This window comes from Streptomyces sp. NPDC039480, assembly GCF_055597165.1.
In genome coordinates this window covers 325,103-348,399 of sequence record NZ_JBVITX010000006.1, presented here as the reverse complement: position 1 = coordinate 348,399, position 23,297 = coordinate 325,103, and the positions used below count along the sequence as shown (strand labels likewise).

Annotated in this window: 7 protein-coding genes; 1 reads left to right on the top strand and 6 read right to left on the bottom strand. The window is 73.0% G+C overall.

Annotated elements, in window-relative coordinates; genetic code table 11:
• Positions 1 to 1,308 (top strand): MFS transporter, encoded by a 1,308-nt coding sequence (locus tag ACZ56E_RS21075; protein ID WP_471216174.1) that lies wholly within the window; start codon positions 1 to 3, stop codon positions 1,306 to 1,308.
• 23 nt (positions 1,309 to 1,331) lie between these two features.
• Here the strand turns inward: ACZ56E_RS21075 and sbnB are convergent, their stop codons facing one another.
• The 6 genes from sbnB to ACZ56E_RS21045 are packed head-to-tail and all read right to left on the bottom strand — an operon-like array spanning position 1,332 to position 23,297.
• Positions 1,332 to 2,351 (bottom strand): 2,3-diaminopropionate biosynthesis protein SbnB, encoded by a 1,020-nt coding sequence (gene sbnB, locus ACZ56E_RS21070; protein WP_471216172.1) that lies wholly within the window; start codon positions 2,349 to 2,351, stop codon positions 1,332 to 1,334.
• Between the two features lie 14 nt (positions 2,352 to 2,365).
• Entirely contained in the window at positions 2,366 to 3,403 is a 1,038-nt protein-coding gene (sbnA, locus tag ACZ56E_RS21065) for a 2,3-diaminopropionate biosynthesis protein SbnA (protein WP_471216170.1), read from the bottom strand.
• The gene (locus ACZ56E_RS21060; protein ID WP_471216168.1) at positions 3,400 to 4,935 is read right to left on the bottom strand and encodes a condensation domain-containing protein; all 1,536 of its coding nucleotides are present in this window, start codon (positions 4,933 to 4,935) and stop codon (positions 3,400 to 3,402) included. The genes sbnA and ACZ56E_RS21060 overlap by 4 nt, the downstream gene beginning before the upstream one ends.
• A complete protein-coding gene (locus tag ACZ56E_RS21055) occupies positions 4,935 to 15,239 on the bottom strand; it encodes an amino acid adenylation domain-containing protein (RefSeq protein ID WP_471216166.1) in 10,305 nt (3,434 codons plus the stop codon). Before ACZ56E_RS21055 ends, ACZ56E_RS21060 begins: the two co-directional genes overlap by 1 nt.
• Entirely contained in the window at positions 15,236 to 19,840 is a 4,605-nt protein-coding gene (locus ACZ56E_RS21050; protein WP_471216164.1) for a type I polyketide synthase, read from the bottom strand. The genes ACZ56E_RS21055 and ACZ56E_RS21050 overlap by 4 nt, the downstream gene beginning before the upstream one ends.
• On the bottom strand, positions 19,833 to 23,297 hold the full coding sequence (locus tag ACZ56E_RS21045) for a non-ribosomal peptide synthetase (protein ID WP_471216162.1): 3,465 nt from the start codon (positions 23,295 to 23,297) through the stop codon (positions 19,833 to 19,835). Before ACZ56E_RS21045 ends, ACZ56E_RS21050 begins: the two co-directional genes overlap by 8 nt.

Here is a 23,297-nt window from a genome sequence, read left to right as displayed (position 1 = left end):
ATGCGCAAGAAATCGGTACTGGCCTCGACGGGCTTCTTCCGGGTCTGGGCCGCCGAGTCGATCTCCCTCACCGGGGCCCAGATCACCACGTTCGCGCTGCCGCTGGTGGCCGCGGTCAACCTCGACGCGTCCCCGTGGGAGATGAGTCTCCTCGTCGCCGCGGCCGGCATGGCGAGTCTGACGCTGGGGCTCTCCGCCGGGGTGATGGCCGACAAGTACGAGCGGACCGCGGTGATGCACGTCGCGAACTTCGCGCGCCTCGCCGTCCTGATGTCCGTGCCGTTCCTGTACTGGGCCGACGCGCTCAGCGTGTGGCTGCTCGCCCTGGTGACGTACTTGATCGCCGCGCTTTCGCTGCTCTTCGAGAGCGCCATGACCCCCTACGTCCCGCGCCTCGTGGGGCGGGACAAGGTGGGGCCCGCGAATTCGTGGCTGGAGGCGAGCGAGGCCGTCGGCGATGTGGGCGGCCCCGGTCTCGCGGGCATCCTGGTGCAGTCGTTCGGGGCGCCGGTGGCCGTGGTGATCGACGCCTGTTCCTATGTCGTCAGCAGCGCGGCCCTGATCGGCCTGCCCAAGGCGCATCCCGCCAAGGAGCGCCTGTCGGAGGAGCCGGTGGAGTCGCACTTCGCGGCCATCCGGAGCGGGCTGCGGGTGCTGCGCAGGGACCGGTACCAGTGGCCGCTGGCGGTCACCTCGGTGTTCTTCAACTTCTTCTCGTCCGTCTTCGCCGCCACGTACATGCTCTACGCGCTGCGCGTGGTCGGGCTCAGCCCGGCGCTGCTGGGCCTGATGACGATGCTGGGCGGTGTCGCAGGACTGACGGCGGCGATGGTCAACCAGCGGATGATCGCCCGGTTCGGCATCGGTCCGACGGCGATCATCGGTCTCGCGCTGCCGGGCGTGACCGGGTTCCCCGTGGGGCTCGCGCACCACTTCGACCGGCCGGTCGGGCTCGTCCTCATCGGGATCGCGCAGTTCTCCTGGGTCTTCGGCATCGTGGTCATGCACGTCTGCGTGAACACCATGCGGCAGACGATGGTCCCGGAGCATCTGCAGGGCCGGATCATTTCGTCGGCGCGTTTCATGGGGCTCGGGGTGCAGCCGCTCGGGGCGCTGGCCGGCGGTGCCGTCGCCTCCACGGCTCTCGGACTGTCCGGAGCGCTCGTCACGGCGACGGCCGGGCTGGTCCTCGCGGCGGTGTGGCCCCTGTTCACTCCGGTACGGACACTGCGCACGGTGGACGATCAGGACGACCACGGGGACGACCTGCTGCCGCCGCGGGAGCCCGCCGTACCCGCGGACACCTGAGCCGCGGGTACGGAGCGCCGGGGCTACTCCAGGCCGAAGAAGTCGTCCATCGTGACCGCCGAGCCCCTGCGGACCGCTTCGGCGTGGATGAAGCGGGCGAGGGCCAGGTCCAGTACGCCGAGGCCGAACGGCGAGAAGACGCGGGGGCGGCCGGGGTCGGGGGCGAGCCGCCCCTCGATCAGGTCGGAGATCGTGCCGGCGACGAAGTCGCGGTTGCCGGTGGCCTGTTCCGCCAGGTGCGGCGAGGTGTTCGCCTTCAGGCAGTGGTCGACGTCGTCCAAGATGTTCTGCGCCGCGAGGACGACGGGCACGCCGAGGTCGCGCAGCGACACGTTGAGTACTGTCTGGTCGGGCGTGAGCAGGGAGGCGTCGTGCAGCCACGGCTCCCCCGCCGTGGTCGCGAGGACGACGAGCTCGGCGCCGCGCACCGCGTCCGCCGCGCCGGTGGTGACGGCCTCGGCGGCGTCGCCGCGCGCGATGAGATCGTCCCTGAGCTGTTCGGCGCGGGCCGGGACGAGGTCGTGGACGGCGTAGCGCCCCGCCTTCCAGCCGGTCTCCCGCAGGTACTCCAGGATGCGCCGGGCGATGGGGCCCGAGCCGATCACGGCCACCCGGGACGCGGACTTCTCCGGGTGCAGCAGGCCGGCCGCGAGCGCCGCCGACGCGGCGGTGCGGTGGGCGCTGATGGCCGAGCCCTCCACGCAGGCGAAGGGGAAGCCGGTCGCCATGTCGTTGAGGATCACGACGGCCGAGGCCCGCGGCAGGGCGCCGGCGGCGTGGTTGCCCGGGAAGCTGCCGATCCACTTGATGCCGGCGACCTCCTGTTCGTCCTGGATTCGGGAGGGCAGCGCGATGATCCGCGCCTCGGGGCGCTCGGGGAAGCGCAGGAAGTAGCTGTCGGGGTTGGTGGTTCCGCCGCTGCTGTGCAGCCGGTAGATGTCCGAGACCAGGCCGACGACGTCCTCGTGGCGGCCTTCGAGGACATCGGCGACGGCGGTGGCACCGATCACTTGGAACGTCGGGGTGTTCGCGGAGTGGGGCAACGTACTGGCTCCGTTCATGAGACGGGGTGCTCGGTGAGGTAGTCGCTCAGCGGTCCGCAGAGGGGCCGGCCGGGGCCGGTCGGGAACATGACGTCCTCCGTGTCGAGCTCCACGAAGTTGTCCCGCAGCCACTGCGGGTCGTAGACCGTGTCCAGATACTTGTCGCCGAGGTCCGCGCTGATGCCGACGACGGTGCTGTCCGGCGAGAACAAGTCGGCGTCGGCGGAGATGGCGTGCAGCACGTGGCCGGTGGAGCAGCCGACGAGCAGCCCGTGTTCGTTCACCGCCTGATGGCAGCGGAGCACGGCGTCCCGCTCGGCCACGTACGTGATGCGGTGCACCTGGTCCGCGTCCGCGATCTCCGGCGGGCGGCTGGTGCCGACGCCCGGCAGCCGGCGGCGTCCCGGCCTGCCGCTGCCGAAGGTGACCGAGCCCTCGGGTTCCACGGCGATCAGTTCGGTCTTCGGGGAGAACTCGGCGAAGTGCCTGGCGATGCCCATCATGGTGCCGGTGGTGCCGGTGCCCACGTACAGGTGGGTGACGTCGGGCAGGGAACGCAGGATCTCCTCGGCGGTCCAGCGGGCGTGTGCCTCCAGGTTCGCCGGGTTCGCGTACTGGTTCAGCCAGATGCGGTCGGGTGCCTCGGCGACCAGCCTGCGCACCAGCTCGAGGCGGGTCCGCAGATAGCCGCCCTGGGCGTCCTTGGTGGTCACCGTCTCGATCTGGCCGCCGTACGCGCGGATGGCCCGGAGGTTGGCGGGTGACACGTTGGGGTCGGTGACGCAGATGAATCCGTAGCCGCGCATACGGCAGACCAGGGCGAGCGCGAGGCCCAGGTTTCCCGAGGAGGACTCGACGAGGGTGGAGCGGCCGGGCTGCAGCCGTCCTTCCCGCTCCAGCCGGTCGACCATGAAGAGGGCGGGCTTCAGCTTGATGGAGCCGGTGGCGCCGAAGCCCTCCAGCTTCAGCAGGGTCCGGCCGGCCGGGGTGAAGCCGGTCAGCTCGAAGAAGACTTCGGGGAACCGGAGCTCGAACGGGTTCGCCGTGATCACGTGACCGCCTCCGCGCCCGGCAGGGCGCCGATGGTCGCCCCCGGGTCGGCGACGACGTGGCGGACGACCGCGGCCATGTCCCGGACGATCCGCCCGACCGTCGCCACGTCGAGCAGCGCGGTGGTGCACTCCAGGTCGAGGCGCAGCGTGCCGGGCCCTTCCAGGACGCTCAGTGTGAGGTCGAACCGGCAGGCGAGGCAGGGGAGTTCGGGCAGCGCCGCCTTCGGGTCCCCGGCTTCCTCGGTCAGGCCGGCCGCGGCCCAGGGACTCGGACCGGTCCCGGCGGTGGCCATGTTGAAGAACCCGTCGACGAGGGGGTCCTCGCTCATGTTCCGCCGTGCCGACACCCGGTCGACGAGGGCGTCGTAGGGGTACTGGCCGTGGTCGATCGCGGCGAGCACGCCGTCCCGGACGGTGGCGGCGTACTCGGTGAAGAGCAGCCGGTCCTCCGGGAAGGAGCGTACGGGGACGGTGTTGACGAAGAGGCCGAGCTGGTCGTCGAGGCCGACGCCCGCCCGCAGGTCGACGGGGAAGCCCACCACGACTTCGGCCTGGCCGCTGAACCGGTGCAGGGCGACGTGGTAGGCGGCCTGGAGGAACGTCGCCGTGGTGAGCCCCTGGGCACGGCAGTACGCGCCGGCCTGCCGGATCTCCTCCCCGGTGAGGTCGACGTGGGCCCGGCGGGAGTCGGTGCCGAACAGTTCGGGGTGTGCCTTGACGGGGTCGGGGCCGATGCGGGGCGCGGCGGAGAACACCGTGTCCCAGTGGGCGGCCGCCGCACCGAGTTCGGCGCCTTCGAGGTCGTTCTGCCAGACCGCGAAGTCCTTGTACGTGCGGGCCGGCGGGGGCGGGGTCCCGCCGCGGTGGATGCGGGCGAAGTCACGGGCGAAGGGCTCCCGTGACGCCGCGTCGAACACCAGGTGGTGCTTGTCGAGGAGCAGGTAGTGCAGGTCGTCGCGGACCTCGACGAGACGGCCGCGGAGCAGCGGTGGCGCGGTGAGGTCGAAGGGCCGCACGAAGTCCGCGGTGTCCCGTGGTGTGAAGTCCGGGTCTGTGACGCGTTCGAGGTGGAAGTCGACCTCGTCGTGGACGGTGAACCGGGGCTCGTCGTCGACCAGGTCGAAACCGGTGCGCAGCCCTTCGTGCCGCCGTACGAGCGCGCGCAGGGTGTTCTCGACGCGTTCGGCGTCGACGGTGCCGTCCAGGCGCAGGACGTCGAGGATCTGGTAGGTGACCGAGTCGGGGTAGAGCAGCTGGGTGTAGTAGAGGCGCTGCTGTCCGGAGGAGAGCGGGTACCACTGGGCGGGCGCGGCCGCCGGGAGGCGGGCCGCCGACGGGCCGGTCCCGCCGCCGGCGGTGAGCCTGCGCAGGAGCTCTTCCTTGGACGCGCGCACGAGGGCGAGCAGGTCGTCGTCGACGGTGCCCCGGGGGGCGTCCAGCACGAGCCGGCCGTTCTCGGCCCGGAGCTGGACGCCCGCCGTACGCAACCGTGACAGCAGACCCGCCACATCCGCGGCGGTGATGCTCGTCATCAGATGTAGAACTCCTCATGGTCCGTGGGCGCCGCGGTGTCGTCGCCGCCCGGCTCGAGCCACTTCGCGTTGTCGATGTGCTCCGCCAGCGCGCGGGCGGTGGGTACCGGGAAGAAGTCCATCAGCCGGATGTCGACTCCGAAGGACTCCCGGATCTCGGCCATCAGGGCGACCGCCTTCAGTGAATGGCCGCCCGCCTCGAAGAAGTTGTCGTTCGGCTGCGGTGCGTCGACGCCGAGCACCTTGGCCCAGACGCGGAGCACCTCGCTCTCGGTGGCGTCGCGGGCCTCGGCGGGCTCCGGTTCCCCGGCGCCGGTGGAGCCGCTCTTCTCGGGCAGGGGCAGCGCCTTCCTGTCGACCTTGCCGCTCGCGTTGAGGGGCAGTTCGTCGAGGACCACATAGGCGCCGGGCCGCAGGTAGGAGGGGAGCCTGTCGTCGAGTTCGCGGCGGGCCGCGGCGGCCACGGACTCGTCGTCGGCGACGAGGTAGGCGCAGAGGTAGGTCTCGCCGTCGGCGGTGAGGGGCACGACCCGGGCGTCCAGTACGCCGGGGCAGCCGCGCAGGGCCGCCTCGGTCTCGGCGGGTTCGACGCGGAAGCCGCGGATCTTGAGCTGGTCGTCGTTGCGGCCCATGAACTCGACGGTGCCGTCCGGCAGCCGGCGGGCTAGGTCGCCCGTGCGGTACATGCGGGCGCCCTCGACGAACGGATCGGGCCTGAACGGTCCGTCCTGGTCGTCCTCGGCGCCCAGGTAGCCGCGGGCGACGCCGGGGCCGGAGATGCACAGTTCGCCCGCGATGCCGTCGGGGGCGGGTTCGCCGTGCGGCATGAGGAGGTAGACGCGGGTCTCGTCGACGGGGGTGCCGATGGGTACGGACACCGCGTCGTCCTCGACCTTGTCCACGCGGTGCGCGGTGGCGAACACGGTGCCCTCCGTGGGGCCGTAGCCGTTGATCAGGCGGCCGGGGCCCATGTGTTGGACGACGCGACGGGCGTGCTCGGCCGACATCCGCTCACCGCCGGTCACCAGCGTCCCGATGGGCTCAAGGCACTCCATGGCGACGTCGGCGAGCAGGTGGAAGTAGGCGGTGCTGAAGAAGGCGACGCTGATGTCCTCCGCCCGCACGAGGCGGTGCAGGGCCGTCCGGTCGAGGATCTCCTCGTGGGTGGGGCAGACCAGGGTGGCGCCGTTGAGCAGGGCGGTGTACATGCTGGCCGCGGACATGTCGAAGCCCCAGCTGGTGGCCTGGAGCACCTTGTCGTCGGCGCCCGCGGAGAGGTAGGCGGGCCGGTGGGAGAGCCGCCTGACTCCGGCGTGTTCCACGAGGACGCCCTTGGGCCGGCCGGTGGAGCCGGAGGTGAACATGATGTAGGCGAGGTCCTTGGGGCCGTTGACCTCTTCGAGCCGCTCGGCGGGGCTGTCCCCGAGCGCGGCGTCCGGTGCGATCAGGCGGACGCCGTCGGGCAGCGCGGCCTGCTCGGCGAGGTCGCCGACCAGCACCGTGGCGCCGGCCGCGGTGAGGAGTTCGCCGACGCGCGCGGTGGGCGTGGTGCGGTCGAACGGCACGTAGGCGCCGCCCGCCTTGAGGACGGCCAGCATCGCCGTGACGGTGTCGTGCGAGGCGCCGGTGAGGATGCCGACGGGCTCCTCGCGGCGTACCCCGTGCTCGTCCCTCAGCTTCCGGGCGAGCCGGTTGGCGCGCTCGTCGAGCTCCCCGTAGCTGAGCCGGACGCCGTCGCCGACGAGTGCGGCGTGCTCCGGATCGCGGTCGACGGCCTGCTCGAACAGGGCGTGCAGGGTGTCGCCTTCGGCACCGTCGCCGACCTGTGCGGCGCCGGTGAGGCGTGCCCGCTCCTCGGCGGTGACGAGGCGGGTCTCCCCCATCGGCGCGTCGGGGGCGGCGAGGACCTGGTCGAGGAGGCGGGCGAAGTGGCGGCCCATCTGCTCGACGGTGTCCAGGTCGAAGACGTCGGTGGCGTACTCCTGGACGACCTGGATGGTGTCCTCCCGCTCGTACGCGGAGAACGTCATGTCCATCTTCGCCACGCCGATGCTGACCGACTCGGGGACGCCGGTGACGCCGTCCATGTCGAAGGTGTAGGAGGCCAGGTCGGTGAAGACGAACATGAAGTCGAAGAGCGGGTTGCGGCTGGCGTCGCGCGGGATGGCCAGTTCCCTGACGAGCTCCTCGAACGGGTAGGCCTGGTGCTGGAGTCCGTCGACGACGGTGGCGCGCACCTCGTTGACGTACGCGCGGAACGGCTTGTCGCGCTGCGGGGAGGTGCGCAGCGGCAGCGAGTTGCCGAACATGCCGATGATGTCGGCGCACGCCGGGTGGTAGCGGCCGTCCACGGGGCTGCCGACGACCACGTCCTCCTCACCGGTGTACTGCGAGAGCAGCAGGTTGAAGGTGCTGAGCAGCACCATGTACGGGGTGGCGCGGTGGCTCTTGCAGTACTCGCGCAGCCGCCGGGTCAGTTCGGCGTCCAGGGCGAAGGAATGCCTGCGTCCGGTCAGGTCGAGCACCGCGGGCCGCGGGCGGTAGGGGAACTGGAGGGCGGGCGGCGGGTTCTCGAACCGGTCCAGCCAGTACGTGCGGTCCTTGGCGTAGGAGTCGGAGCCGCGGTAGAGCTGCTCCCACTCGGCGAAGTCCTTGTACGTGAGCTCCGCCGGCGCCAGCGGCTCGCCGCGGTAGGCCGTGGAGAGGTCGCGGAACAGGACGGGCATGGAGCCCTCGTCCAGGACGATGTGCGGCAGGTCGAGGAGCAGCACGTGCTCGTCGCCGCCGGGGCGGACGGCGAGGGCCGTGCGCATCGGCGGTCCTGTCCGGAGGTCGTGCGGCTTCACCCAGCCGCGCACCAGCTCCTCCAGGGACTCGTCGGTGGTGCCCAGGTCGGTGACCGGCACGTCGACGGAGGGCAGGACGCGCTGGACGAGCCTGCCGTCCTCCATGTGGAAGGTGGTGCGCAGGATGTCGTGCTTGGTCACGACCGCGTCGACCGCCCGCCGCAGCCGTTCGCGGTCGACAGGTCCCCGTACGACGAAGGCCATCGGGATGTTGTAGAGGTTGCTGTCCGGGTCGAGCGTCCACAGGAAGTGCATGCGCTCCTCGGCCGCGGACGCCCGGTAGGTCTCCTTGTCCGGCGCGGCCTGGATGGGCGCCATCGGGTCGAAGGCCCGGGCGGCGACCGCGTCGCCGAAGTCGCGCAGGACGGGGTTCTCGAAGATGGTGATGCCCGGCAGGTCGATGCCGAAGGCCTCGCGGACGAGCTGGGTGAGGCGGATCGCCGAGATGGAGTTGCCGCCGAGCTCGAAGAAGTCGTCGTCGATGCCGAGGTCGGCGTGGCCGAAGAGGGTCTTGGCGGAGCGCAGCACCACGTCGTCCACGGAGTGCCGGGGCGGGGTGAGGGCGTGTTTGCGGCCGGTGAAGGCCCGGGGCTCCTCCAGCGCCTTGCGGTCGATCTTCCCGCTGTCGTTCAGGGGCAGCGCGTCGAGCGGCACGAGGTGCGCGGGGACCATGTAGTCGGGCAGCTGCTCGCGCAGGACGGCGCGCAGCGCGTCGGTGTCGAGGGCGGTGCCGGGCGCCGCGACCACGTAGCCGACGAGGTAGGAGCCGCCTCCGTCGGGCACGGGGAAGTGCTGCACGACCGCGTCGGAGACCTGGTCGAGGCCGTCGAGGACCCGCTCGATCTCGCCGAGTTCGACCCGCTGGCCGCGGACCTTCACCTGGTGGTCGGTGCGGCCGAGGATCTCGATCTGCCCGTCGTCGCGCCAGCGGGCCATGTCGCCCGTGCGGTAGACCCGGCCGGGGCGCTCGGGCTCGACGGGGTTGTGGTCGAGGAACGCCCGCGCGTTGGCCGGGGTCTCGGTGAGGTAGCCGCGGCCGATGGGGACGCCCGCGACGAGCAGTTCACCGCGTACGCCGACGGGCACCGGCTTGAGCTCCTCGTCCACGATGTAGACGGCGGAGTTGCGGATGGGCTTGCCGGTCGGGGTGAGGTCGCCTTCGGGGACGGTGGTGACCGGGTGCAGGACGTCGTCGGCGGTCTCCGTGGCGCCGTACGCGTTGGACATCACGGTGTCCGGGAAGCGGGCGTACCAGCGGGCCACCAGGGACGGCTTCAGCGGTTCGGCCTGCAGCACGACGTGGTGCAGGGCGGTGAGGATGCCGGTCCGGTTCGAGAGGTCGAGCTCGTCGAGCATCATCGCGAGGTAGCTCGGGACGAGTTCCAGGACGGTGACGCCGTGCCGGTCGACGAGGTCGACGAAGGTGGCCGGGTCCTCGACGGCCGCGTCGGGGTAGACGCGGGTCTGGCCGCCGCCGAGGAGCGGGGCGACGAACTGCCACACGGAGATGTCGAAGGAGCTGGGGGCGTTCTGCGCGAGGATCTCGTCGGGGCCGTCCAGTTCGTAGTCCTCGATCTTCGCGAGGACGTGGTTGAGCATGGCCCGCTGCTCGATCACGATGCCCTTGGGCTCACCGGTCGAGCCCGACGAGAACATGATGTACGCGGCGGCGTCCATCGGCCGGCGCAGGCCGAGCGGCCCGCCCTCCGCGGCCGCGCCCTCGGCGACGAGGTCCGGGTAGCGCAGCCAGGTGACGTCGCCGTCGACGGAGTCCGGCTCGTACTGCTCCTCGGAGACGACCGCGACCGCCTGGCTCAGCCCGAGCACCTTCAGGTGCCGCTGGAGGGGGTGCTTGGGTTCCAGGGGCACGTAGGCGGCGCCGCACTTCCACAGCGCGAGGATCGTGATCAGGAACTTCTCGGAGCGGGGCAGCCTGATGCCGACCACGGACTCCGGGCCGATGCCGAGCCTGCGGTGCAGGACGTCCGCGAACCGGTCGGCGCGGTCGTCGAGCTCCGCGTACGTCAGGGTGCGGTCCTCGCAGGCGACGGCCGTGCGGTCCGGGGTGCGGGCCGCCTGGTCCTCGAAGAGTTCGCAGACGGTGCGCGAGCCGAGCTCGACGTCGGGGCCGCGCCCCCAGCCGAGCAGCTTGGCGCGCTCGTCCTGGCGGCGCGGGTCGATGTCGGACAGCGGCCGGTCGCCGTCCTCGGTCATCGCGACGAGCACGTCGCGGAAGAGCTCGGGCAGCTGCCGGGTGACCGCCTCGGGGAACGCGTCGAGGTGCGTGTCGAAGTCGCAGCGGTAGCCGGACCCGGTGTCCGTGACGCTCGCGTAGAGCGGGTAGATGGCGTGCCGGACCGGGGTCAGGCCCGCTTCCTCGATGCGCAGCCCGTGCATGTCGGGCAGCGTCACCTCGCGGTCGAAGGCGAGGACGGTGCGGAATACGCGGCCCGCGGAGCCGGTGGCGGCCCGGTCGAGCGCGTGCACGGTCTCGGCGAACGGGTACGTGTCGTGGTCCATGGCGTCGAGCAGCTGCTCCTGGACCGCGCCGACGCAGGCGCCGACCCGGTCGCCGGCGTCGGGGCCGAAGCGCAGCGGCAGCAGGTTGGTGCAGTAGCCGACGGTCCTGTCCAGGTGCGGCGGCCGGGCCGCCGACGGCACGAGCAGCATCAGTTCGCGCTGGTCGGTGAGGCGCTGGAGCAGGGTGCCCCACGCCGACACCAGGTAGGCGAAGACGGTGACGCCCTGCGCGGCGGCCGCCCTGCGCAGCTTCTGCAGCAGTTCGCCTTCGAGCCGCAGGGTGCGGCGCTCGCTGCGGAACGTCGGGACCCGGTGGGCCGCGCCGGGCAGGTCGAGCTCCGGTGCCCGCTCGGTGATCCTTTCCCAGTACGCCCGGTGGGTGGCGGCGTCGGGGGACGCCGCGTTCTCCCGCTGCCAGGCGAGGAAGTCGCGCAGCTGGGGCACGGGGCCGAGGTGCGCGGGGACGCCGGTGCGGGCTTCGTTGTAGAGCGCGACCAGGTCGCCGAGCATCGGCACGGTCGACCAGCCGTCGGCGGCGAGGTGGTGCACGCCGAGGTGCAGCAGGTGCCGGTCCTGTCCGGTGCGGATGACGGTCACCTTGAACAGGGGGCCGTTCACCAGGTCGTAGCGGCGTCCGGCCAGCTCCTCGAGGAGACGGTCGCGCTCCTCGTCGCTCGCGGCGGCCTCGGTGCGCAGGACGGAGTCGACCGGCAGGTCGGCGCCGGCGCGCACCTCGATGGTGCTGCCGTCCGCGCTCATGGTCATGCGCAGCGACTCGTGCCGGTCGACCAGCCCGCGCACGGCGGTGCGCAGCGCGGCCCCGTCCAGTGTGCCGTCGAGCCAGAAGTCGGCGTTCAGGTTGTACGCGAGGGAACCGCCGTCATGGATGTTGGCCAGCGCCCAGAGCTGCTGATGTGCGCGGCCTGCCGGAAAGGAGGCTCCCTCGCCGGCGGTGGCCGCCGCGGACGCGGGGGTGGTGGCGGGCGCCGCTGCCGCGGGGAGCGCGGGGGGCGCGCTCGCCGTACCGGACAGCGGGGGCAGCAGCTTGTTGTCGCGCAGCTCCTCGATGGACTCGCGGATCACCCTGCGGGTGGTGGTCAGGTCGTCCTCGGTGTGGGCGGTGGAGAGGAAGCAGCAGCGCCACTCCCAGACGTAGACGCCCTTGTCGAGGAGGTTGTAGTAGAAGAGGTCGAGGTTCGCGTCGTGCTCGAAGCGGAAGAGCGAGGCGAACCGGTCGACGCTGATGGGTACTTCGAGGGCCTTGAAGTCGGCGTTCAGGGCGTCGGTGAACCGCTCGGTCTTGCGGGCGAGGTCCGCCTGCAGCGCGGGGCCGGTGGCGCGCATCTCGTCCAGTACGGTCTTCGCCGCGACCATCGAGAGCGGGTGCTGGCAGAACGTACCGCCGAAGAAGGTCGATTCGACCGTCGGGTAGGAGCTGTCGCCGTAGTGCCAGACGCCGCCGTCGATGGCGTCCATCACGCCGCCGCGGCCCGCCACCACACCGAGCGGCAGACCGCCGCCGATGACCTTGCCGTAGGTGACGATGTCGGCCTGGATGTCCCACAGCCCCTGGATGCCGCCGGGGTGGGCGCGGAAGCCGGTGACCATCTCGTCGAAGATCATCTTCGCGCCGTGCTGGTACGTCAGACGGCGCAGCTGGCGCAGGAACTCGGGCTGCTGGTTGCCCGGGTGACGGGTCGTCACCGGCTCGACCATGACGGCGGCCAGCTCGCTGCCGTGCCGGTCGATGAAGGAGAGCGCCTCCTCGGTGCCGAACTCCAGGACGTAGACGTCCTGCACGCTGCGGGAGGTGACGCCGGTGGCGATCGGCTTCGTACGGAGGTCGCCGTCCACCCAGGTCGGGGCGGCGAGCACGCCGTCGGCGTGGCCGTGGTAGCCGGTCGAGAAGATGACGATCTTGTCGCGCTTGGTGGCCGCGCGGGCCAGGCGCACCGCGTTCATCACGGCCTCGCTGCCGGTGTTGACGAAGGCGACGCGCTCCATCCCGGTCAGCTCCAGGATGGAGGCGGCCACGTCCTCGGTCAGCTCGGTGCGCGGCCCGAGACCGAACCCGACGTCCATGCGCTCCCGCACGGCGTTCATGATCGGCTCGTACTGGTGCCCGAAGAAGTGGACGCCGAAGCCCATCGTCAGGTCGACGAACTCGTTGCCGTCGACGTCCCACAGACGGGCGCCGCGGCCCTGCTCGGCGACGATCGGGAAGAGCAGTTCCTTGGTCGACATCCGGAAGCCGATGGTGGAGCGGCTGTCCGCGATCAGCGGGCGGAACCGCTGGGCGTAGTCCTTGGACTTGCGGGTGCGCCGCGAGAAGCGGTCGATGAAGCCGTCCAGGTACTGCTTGCGCGCCGCGGTGTCCGGCGGCAGAGCGGCGGCGGACCGCATGCGGGGGGCGAGCGGGACCTTGGGGCCTGCGCCGTTCTGGTCGGCGGTGGGGGCGGGGGTCTCCGCAGGAGGTGCGGGGAGCTGAGCGGGTGCGGCGGTGACCGGCTCGGGGGCGGTGACCGGCTCGGGGACCGGCACCGGGGCAGCGGCCGGAGCGGTGGCCGCCGGCACTGCGGTGCCGTATGCGCTCTGGATGACGTCGAGCTGCCGTCCCATCAGCTTCAACTGCTCGGAGGTGATCTGCTCGATCGCGGACATCCCGACGGGGCTCATGGGTATCGCGGGAGCGGGTGCCGTGACCGGAGGCACGGGAGCGACCTGAGGTGCGGGAACGACCACCGGCGAGAGCTGCACATCCGGCGCGGCGGGAGCGGCTGTGGGGGCGGGGGCGGACACCGGTGCGGCCTCCGCGACCGGAGCCGGAGCCGGAACCACCAGAGCCGCGACCGCGGCCGTCGCGCCGGGCAGGCGCTGCGCGTCCGCGTGCCCGACCAGGTAGTCGGCGAGCTCGTCCAGCGTCTGGAACTCACCGAAGAACTGCCGCATCGAGAGCTTGCATCCGTACCGCTCCTCCAGAGGCTGGAGGATGCTCAGCAGGAGCAGCGAGTCCGCGCCCATCTCCAGGAACGGCACATGGGCGTCCAGGTCCTCGGGCGCCATCTTGAAGCGGGTGGCGACGACGGTCCTGAGTTCGTCGAGCAGAGCGTCTTTCATGACCTCGTCCTTGTGAGTGGTGACAACGGGCTCGGGAACAGCCGCGGGTTCAGGCTTCGGCTCGGGCTTCGGCTCGGGCTCGGGGACCGTGGCGTCGGGCCAGTGGCGCTTGCGCAGCATGGGGTGGGTGGGCAGGGGCAGCCTGCGGCGCGCACCGGTGTGGAGCGCGGCCCAGTCGACCTGTTCGCCGGAGAGCCAGCGCGCGCCCGCCGCTTCGAGGGCGCCGGCGCTCTCGGGCGGGCGCACCTCGCGGGTCCGGCCGGGGGCGACCTCGCCGTCCGTCCAGCGGCCGGCGGCGAGCGCCGCGATGGCGTCCTCGCAGTCGGCGGCGACCAGCGTCCGGCGGTACCGGTGGGCCTGGCGGCCGCGTTGCAGCGTCCAGGCCACGTCGGCGAGGTCGAGCGAGGGCCGGTCCTCCAGGTGGCGGCGCAGGTTCTCGGTGTGGAGCTCCAGCGCCTCGGGGCTCCGCGCCGACCAGACGAGGAGCTGTTCCCCGGAGTCGGTGCCTGCGCCGCCCGCGGGTGCCGGGCCCGGCTCGGGCGCCTCCTCGACGATCACGTGGGCGTTGGTGCCGCCGATGCCGAGCGAGTTGACCCCGGCGAGCCGCCGCCCGCCGACGGGCTGCCAGTCCAGCGCCTCCGCGCACACGTAGAACGGGCTGTTCAGGAAGTCGATCTCCGGATTGGGCCGGTCGAAGTGGAGGCTCGCCGGAATCCGGCGGTGCCGCAGGGCGAGGACCGTCTTGATCAGCGCGGTGACACCGGACGCGGAGTCCAGGTGGCCGAGGTTCGACTTGACCGAGCCGATGGCGCACACCCCGCGCCGGTCCGTGCCGAACGCCTGGGTCAGCGCCTTGAACTCGACGCCGTCGCCGAGCGGTGTGCCCGCCCCGTGGGTCTCCACGTAGCCGATCTCGTCGGCCGTGACGTCGGCGGCGGCGAGCGCCTCCCGTACGGCGCGCGCCTGGCCCACCACGCCGGGCGCCGTGTAACCGGCGCGCTGGGCACCGTCGTTGTTCACCGCCGAGCCGCGGATGACGGCCAGGACGGTGTCGCCGTCCTCGATGGCGTCCTCCAGGCGGCGCAGCACGACGACGGCGGCGCCGTCCCCGAAGATCAGACCGCTGCCGTCCGCGTCGAAGGAGCGGCACCGCCCGTCGCGGGAGAGCGTGCCGCCCTGCCGGTAGAGGTAGCCGGTGTGCTGCGGCAGGCGCAGCGCGACGCCTCCGGCGAGCGCCATGTCGCACTCGCCGTCGAGGAGTTGCTGGCAGGCCAGATGGACCGCGACGAGCGAGGTGGAGCAGAACGTCTGGACCGTGAGGGCGGGACCGGTGAGGTCGAGTTTGTACGCGACCTTCGTGGCCAGCGCGTCGGGCTCGTTGCCGGCCTTGACGTAGGTGTCCGTGACGTTGTCGTACTCGGGCCGGTCGAGGAGGTCCTGGTAGCCGCTGCGGCGGGTGCCGGCGATGATGCCGACCGGGCCGTCGAAGGTGCCGGGACCGTGGCCCGCGTTCTCCATGGCCTCGTGGCAGACCTCCATGAAGATCCGCTGCTGCGGGTCGGTCAGCTCGGCCTCCCGGCCGGTGTAGCCGAAGAAGGCCGCGTCGAAGTACTCGACGTCCTTCAGGTGGGAGCCGCGCTTCACGTAGTCGGGGTGGCGCACGGTCTCCGCGGGGACTCCGGCCCGGGTCAGCTCGGCGTCGACGTAACCGCGTACCGTCTCCCGTCCCTCGTCCAGGACGCGCCACAGCTCGTCCACGCCGTCCGCCCCGGGGAACCGTCCGGCCATGCCGACGATCGCCACACTGGGATGCTCACTCACGCGTCCCGGTCCTTTCTGTTGTTCCGGGCCGCGCGCCTGCGGGAACGCAGGTCCGCCCGTTGTTCGGCCCTTGCCATGACGTCGTCGGTCTCGTTCCGGTCGTCGGTGTCCCCTCTGAGCCGTGCCGTGAGGTGGTCCACCGTGGGGGCCTGGAGGACGTCGGCGGCCTGGAGCGGGATGCCCAGGCGTTCCTCGATCCGCAGGACGAGTTCGACGATGAGCAGCGAGTCGCCGCCCAGGTCGAAGAAGCTCTGGTCGTAGCGGTCGATCTCGGTGTGCAGGACCTCGCTCCACACCTCGGCGAGCCGCTGGTCGAGGCCGGGGCCCAGGTCGGGCGCGCCCACCGCGTCCGCGGCTCCCCGGGCGGCGCCGGTCACCGGCTTGGCCCAGCGCCGTCTGCGGGTCTCCAGGTCGACGGTGGAGACGGCGAGCCTGCGCTCCTCGACACGTCCGAGGACCAGGTCGAAGGCGCGCAGGCCCTCTTCGGTGCTCAGCGCGTACGAGCGCAGCTCCCGCCAGGCGTCCGACGCGGTTCCAGTGGGCGGTTCCGCGTTCGGGCCCGCCCAGCCCTCCCAGTCGACGCTCAGCCGCCGTTCGCGCCCGAGGGCCACGCTGTCGAGGAAGGTGTTGGCGGCGGCGTACGCGGCGTACCCCATGCCGCCGACCACGGAGGCCAGCGACGAGACCAGGCAGCCGAAGTCGATGCTGCGGTCCGCGAAGACGTCCTCCAGGACCAGGGCGCCCTGCACCTTGGGCGCCAGCGTGGCGCGCCACTGCGTGCGGTCGGTCGCGCCCAGCCACTGGACGGCGTCCCCGAACGGCACGCCGGCCGCGTGGAACCATCCGTCGACGGCGCCGAACCTCCGCTCCGCCTCCGCCACGACCTCCGCCATGGCGGCACGGTCGGTGACGTCCGCGGCCGCGGTCAGCAACCCGCCCGCGACATCGGCCAGTTCGCGCAGCGCGGTCACCTTGGCGTACGCGGGGTGGTCCGGGGTGTGCGTGTCCAGCCATGCGGCGTACGAGGCGGGGTCGGGCAGCGGCGTGCGGCCGGTGAGGACGAGGCGGGCGCCGTACTCCTTCGCCAGGTGGCCGGCGAGCGCGAGGCCGATCACCCCGAGGCCGCCGGTGATGAGGTAGACGCCGCCCGGCCGGAGCGCCGTCGTCCCGTCGGCCGGGCGGGGTGCGGGCGCGGGCCGGAAGCGCTGCACCCAGCGGTGGCCGTTGCGCAGGGCCACCGCGGGCTCGTCCGTGCCCTCGGCGGTGAGTTCGGCGAGCAGTTCCGCGGCCGTCGGCGGGGTGGGCCCCGGGTCGACGCACCGGCAGTCGAGGCCGGCGAACTCCTGCGGGACGACGCGGACCGCCGCGCTCACCGTGCCGGTGGCCGGGGCGACCGGCTCGCCGCCGAGCACGTCGAAGACGCGGCGGGCCACGACCGATATCCGGACGCCTCCCCCTGCCCGGGCGCCTTCGCCTGTCCGGGCACCTTCCCCTGCCCGGGCGCCTTCCCCTGTCCGGGCACCTTCCCCTGCCCGGACGCCTTCCCCTGCCCGGACGCCTTCCCCTGCCCGGGCACCTTCCCCTGCCCGGACGCCTTCCCCTGCCCGGACGCCTTCCCCTGCCCGGGCGCCTTCGCCGCGGGCCGTGCCGCTGAGGGCGACGGCGGTGTCGAGGACGGTGTAGAGGCCGCGCTGCTGCGCCTGTTCGGTCTCGGCCGCGGTGGGCAGCCCGGCGCCGCCGTGGTCCGGGTCGTCGAGCGACCACAGGTGTACGACGTGGTCAGGGACGGTCCCGTCGGCGGCGAGGGCCGTGAAGAGCGACCGGCAGCCGTGCGGGTCGGCCGGGTCGAGGGTGAAGGCGCGCGGGCCGACCCGTTCGAACCGGGGGCCGACCCGGACGCTCACCGCGTCGGCCCCGTGGGCCGCGAGCTCGGCGCGCAGCCGGGCGCCGAGGCCTCCCTCGTCCTCGAAGAGCAGCCACCGGGCGGCGGCGGGCGGTTCCGCGGCCGGACGGAGTCTGCCCGCGCGCTCCCAGGACTCGGTGTACAGCCACTGTTCGGGGTGCTCGGCCCGGTGCGGCGCGGTGCTCTCCGGGGCGGCCTGAGCCGCGGCGTTCTGCTCGGCGGTGGGGCCGGGGAGCGGGACGAGCGTCCGACGGTCGAGCGGGTGGGGCGGCAGCGGCACCCGCCGCCTGGGCCCGTCCCGCCACTCGGTCCAGCACACGTCGTGTCCCGCGGTCCACAGGGCGGCCGCCACGTCCAGCAGGTGCTCCTCGACGTGGTCGCCGGTGTGGCCCGTGGCGGGCAGGGACAGCGGGGCCGCCTCCTCCGTCGCCGCCACTGCCCCGGCGCGGTACGACATCGCGCTCCGGTCGTCCGGGGCCACGGCGAGCACGGCCCCGGAGAGGACGGTTCCGCTGAGGCCGCCGTCGGGCAGTCCGGCTCCCGGCACCCAGATCGCCTCGGTCCAGTGGCGCTCCGGGACCGTGGCCGGGTCCAGGGGGCCGCCCAACGCGGCCGAGAGGAGGGGCAGGGTGCCGGGGCCGGTCCGTGGCGCGGGCGCCCCGGTGGTGAGGCCGGCCCGCTGGGCGAGCAGGGCGAGCGCGTCGGCCAGGGGCAGCGCCTCGGTGACGCAGGCCGCGGCGAGTTCGCCGGCGCCCGCGCCCGCCACGGCGTCCGGCAGCAGCCCGGCGTCGAGCCACAGCGTGGCGATCGCGTACTGGGAGAGGAACGCGGCGAGGTCCCGCAGGGCGGGCTCGGGCCGCCCCGACAGCGCCTCGGCGATCACCTCGGCGGCCCGTGCGGGAGCGACTCCGGCGTCGGCGAGCAGGCTCCGGGCGTGCTCCAGAACCGTACGCACGGAGGCGAATTCCGCAACGGGTCCGGCGAGCGCGGGGCCGTACGGGCCACGGCCCAGGAACAGCGTGACCGGCGCCGGGAACTCGACGGCCGCCGGGTCGTGGGCCTGTGCGGCGCAGGACCGGAGCCGCTCGGCCACCTCCCGGTGCGTCCGGCCGCGGACCGCGATGCGGTACGGGAAGGTGCGCCGGCCGACGAGCAGGGTGTGGGCGACGTCCGCGAGTGCGGGGGCGGCGGCCGGGCTGCCAACGGAGATATCGGCGGAGATGTCGGTGGCGGCGTCGAGCCGGTCGGCCAGCCGCTCCAGTGCCGTCCTGAGCGCCTTGGGCGACGCCGCGCTGACGGGAATCAGGTGCGGTCCCGCCGGGGCGGGCGCGGCGGCGGGCGCGGGCGGTGCCTCCTCCAGGACGGCGTGCGCGTTGGTGCCGCCGACGCCGAAGGAGCTGACGCCGGCACGGCGCGGGGCGTCCTGCGACGGCCAGGGCCGCAGCCTGTCGTTGAGGTAGAACGGGCTGTCGTCGAGGCGCAGTTCGGGGTGTGGCCGGGTGAGGTGGGGGTGGGGCGGGAGTTGCCGGTTCCGCAGGGCGAGCACCGCCTTGATGAGTCCGGTGACGCCCGCCGCGCCCGCGAGGTGCCCGACGTTGGCCTTGACCGAACCCAGGGCGCAGAACCCGGTGTCGGCCGTGTCCGTGCCGAACGCCTCGCGCAGCGCCGCGACTTCCACTGGATCGCCCAGCACTGTGCCGGTGCCGTGGGCCTCGACGTACCCGATGGAGCGGCCGGAGACCTCGGCGACGCCGTGCGCCTCGGTGATCACGTCGCGCTGTCCGGCGGCGCCGGGTGCGGCGAAGCCGACCTTGCGGGCGCCGTCGTTGTTGATCGCGGTGCCCTTGATCACGGCGAGGACCTCGTCGCCGTCCTGGAGCGCCTCGCTCAGCCGCTTCAGCGCCACGATGCCCACGCCGTCGCCGAACGCCGCGCCCTGCGCCTGCTCGTCGAAGGGCCTGCACCGGCCGTCCGGGGAGAACATCAGGCCTTCTTGGTGGACGTAGCCGGGCCGGGGCGGCACATGCACCGAGACGCCGCCGGCCAGCGCGATGTCGCATTCGGCGCTCAGCAGGCTCTGCACGGCGACGTGGACGGCCACCAGCGACGTCGAACAGCCGCTCTGCACATTGATGCTGGGTCCGGTGAGGCCGAGCTTGTAGGAGACCCGGGTCGGCAGGTAGTCCTTGTCGTTCGTCAGCATCAGCTCGGTGCCCTCGAGGGAGAGCAGGTCGCAGCCGCGTGCAAGGACGTTGACCAGGTAGGTGTTCATCGAGGCGCCCGCGAAGACGCCGACGACGGGGTGGTCCGGGTCGTCCGGCCGTCCGCCGGAGTAGCCGACGGTGTCGAGCAGCTCGGATGCGGTCTCCAGGAAGAGCCGCTGCTGCGGGTCGAGCAGTTCGCCCTCCCTGGCGCTGTAGCCGAAGAAGGTGTGGTCGAAGGCGAACGGATCGTCCAGGCCGCCGCGGGACTTCACATAGCGGCCGTCGCCGAGCAGTTCGTCGGTGACTCCGGCGGCCCGCAGCTCCTCGTCGGAGTAGAAGCCCACGCAGTCGTCGCCCGCGCTGATCCGCTGCCAGAGCTCGTCGCAGTCGCGTGCGCCGGGGAAGCGGCCGTGCATGCCGATGACGGCGATGTCGCCGGGCCGCACGCCTTCGTCCGGTTCGTAGGGTTCGAAGTCGTCGTGGGGGTCACTCATGGTCGCCTCCGGCTGCCTCGTCCCGCCGGGCCCTGTGGCCACGGCGCAGTGCCGCTTGGGGGCCGCCGCGGGCGGCCGCTTTCCGTAGGGCGGCGCGGCGGCCGCCCTGTCCCTCCGGTGCGGCGGGCCGGGCCGCCGGTGCCGGTGCGAGGCGCCCTGCCTGTGCGGCGACGGACGGGTACGCGAAGAGTTCCGAGACGGCGACGGGGGCCGCGCCGGGTATCTCCCCGAGCTGCTGGTGCACTTGGAGCAGCAGCATCGAGGTGCCGCCGACCTCGAAGAAGTTGTCGGTCCTGCCGATCCCGTCGCGGCGCAGGACGCGGCGCCACACCTCGGCCACGGCGCGTTCCATCCAGTTGCCCGCGGCCGGTGCGGCGGACTGCCGGGGCAGCTGCCGGGCGCGCTCCGCCTCGACGAGGCGGGCCACCGCGGCCCGGTCGGTCTTCTGGTTGACGTTGAGGGGCAGCCGGTCGGGGAACACGAAGGAGGTGGGCACCATGTACGGGGGCAGCGTGTCCAGCAGCGCGGCCCGCAGCTCCGCCTCCGCGGGGGCCGCGCCGGGGCGTGCCGGTACGACGCACGCCGTCAGGCTGCGGGCCCCGGCCCCCGCTCCCTCGACCAGCACGACGGAGCGGTCCACGCCCGGCACCCGGTCGAGGGCGGCCTCGATCTCCTCCAGCTCGATGCGGTACCCGCTGACCTTCACCTGGTTGTCGGCCCGGCCCAGGATCTCGACGCGGCCCTCCGCGTCGACCCGCGCGAGGTCGCCAGAGCGGTACATGCGGGCGGTGCCGCCGGCGAAGGGGTCGGGCAGATAGCGCTCCGCGAGCAGCCGCGGCCGGTTCACATAGCCGCGTGCGACGGCCTGTCCCCCGATGTACAGCTCTCCGGTCACCTCGCCCGGCACGACCTGGCGGTGCGCGTCCAGGACGTACAGCGCCGCGTTGGCGAGCGGGCCGCCGACCGGCACGGAAGCGCCGCGGCAGTCCTCCGCGCGCACCCGGTGGGCGGTGACCCACACCGTGGTCTCGGCGGGGCCGTAGCAGTTCCACAGCGTGCCGCACCAGTCCAGGGCGTACCTGGCCGTACCGGCGGAGAGCAGTTCGCCGCAGCTGAAGACGTGCCGCAGCCGCAGCCCGTCGGCGCCGTGCGCCGCGACCTCCGCGGCGAGGCCGTGCAGCGCCGACGGGGTGTGCGTCAGATGGGTCACGCCCTCCGCCACGAGCAGCCGGCGCAGCGCGTCGGGCGCACGGGCGGTCTCCGCCCCGATCACCACCAGGCAGGCCCCGGAGAGGAGGCTGCCCCAGTGCTCCCAGACGGACAGGTCGAACGCGGTGGAGTGGAAGAGGCACCAGACCGCCTCCGGGTCGGGCTCGACGTGCTCCCGCATGGCGTCGATCAGGCTCAGGACGTTGCGGTGCTCGACGTCGATTCCCTTGGGGGTGCCGGTCGAGCCGGAGGTGTAGACCGTGTAGAGCAGGTCGTCGGGGGTGAGGGCCGGCGGCTCCGGCGCGCGTTCCCCGTCCGTGCGCTCGTCCACGTCGGCGTCCATGTACTCACCCGTGTACTCGTCCATGTACAGGAGCCGGACCCCTGTGTCGGCTCCGTCGAGCAGAGGTGCCAGGGCGCGGGTGGTGAGCACCGTCGTGGCGCCGCAGTCGTCGAGCATGGCCCGGAGCCGGGCCGGGGGGTGGTGCGGGTCGAGGCAGACCGCGGCCGCGCCCGCCTTGGCCGTGCTCACCAGGGCCACCACGGTCTCCGTCGAGGGCGCGAGCAGGTGGGCCACCCGGTCGCCGTGCCGGGTGCCGCCCGCGCGCAGGGCCGCTGCCCAGCGCTCACCGAGGGCGTCGAGTTGACGGTAGGTCAGCGTGGTCCCGTCGTGCCGGATCGCTATCCGGTCGGCGTGGGTCCTGGCCGCCGCGGCGAAGCGCCGCACGATGCTGTCGTCGGCGTCGACCACCGGCTCCGCGGCCGCTCCCACGGCCCGCGGGACGCCGGAGCCGGTGACCAGCGGCAGGCTCGCGACACCGGCGCGCGGGTCGTCGAGGGCGGCCCGCAGCAGGGCGGCGTAGTGCTCGATCACCCCGCGTGCGGCGGCGGGCGAGAAGACGGCGGGGCGGTACTTGAGCGTCCCGAGCAGCCGTTCGCCGTCCTCCGCGACTTCGAGCATCAGGTCGAGCTGGCCCTCCTGCTGGGGCAGCCGGTGGGGGCGCAGCGTCAGGCCGGCCCAGGGCACGGCGGGCGCGTCGGCGCCGGGCTCCGCGCCCCAGTGCAGAGCGGCGAGGCCGGGCAGGCGCTGCGGTTTCTGGTAGACGAACAGCGTCTGGAAGACGGGGTTCACACCGGGCACCCGGCGCGGCGCGAGCTCCTCCACGAGCCGCTCGAAGGGGTAGTGGTGCTCCAGGGCCTCGGTGACGGCGGTCCGCGTGCGCCGCATCAGCTCCATGAAGGACGGCTCGTCGCTCAGGTCGCCGCGGAGGACGACGGGGTCGGCCAGATATCCCACGCTGCCGCGGAAGGAGGGGTCGGTGCGCCCCGACACCGGCATGCCGACCAGCACATCGTCCTGTCCGGTGTACCGGGCTATGAGCGCCTGATACGCGGTCAGCTGCACGATGTACGGGGTGGTGTTCTCCTGCCGGGCGAAGGCGAAGACGCGCTTGGCGAGTTCGTCGTCGAGCCGGAAGAACTCCGAGGCCCCGGCGGCCGGATCGGCGTCGGGCGCCACACGGAAGCGGGGCCAGTCGACGATGTCGAGCTCCCCGGCGAGCCGGTCGTGCCAGTACGCGGCGGCACGCTTGCCCTGCTCGGCGGTGAGGAACCGCTCCTGCCAGGAGACGAAGGCGCGGTACGGGGCGTTGCCCTCGGGCAGCCGGGTGTCGGTGCCGTCGCGCTCCCCCGCGTACAGCGTGCCCAGTTCGTCGATGAGGAGTTCCAGCGACCAGAAGTCCGCCACCAGGTGGTGGACGACCAACTGCAGTACGGCCTCGTCGGCGCCGGTGCGGAAGAGGGCGGCGCGGAACAGCGGGCCGTGTTCGCTGTCGAAGGGCTGCCGGTAGGCGGCACGGACCTCGGCGTCGAGCCGGGCCGTGTCCCACGCGGTGGCGTCCGTCTCCTGCCAGCCGGGCTCCAGCCAGCCGTGCACGACCTGCCGTACGTCCCCGTCCCGCTCGGTGAAGGTGGTGCGCAGCGCCTCGTGGCGGCCGGCCAGGGAGCGCAGCGCGGCGTGCAGCGCTTCGGCGTCGACGGCGCCTTGCACCCGTGCGGCGAAGGAGATGTGGTACGAGGCTCCGGTGGGGTCCACGCGGTGCAGCAGCCACATCGAGCGCTGACCGTAGGAGAGGGGGTGTTCCGCGCGTGCGGGGGCAGCTCGGCGGCGCAGTTCGGCCTCGACGCGGCGGCGCAGGGTGGCGCCCCGGGCCTCCGCGGTGTTCGCCGTGTTCGCGGTGTCCGTCAT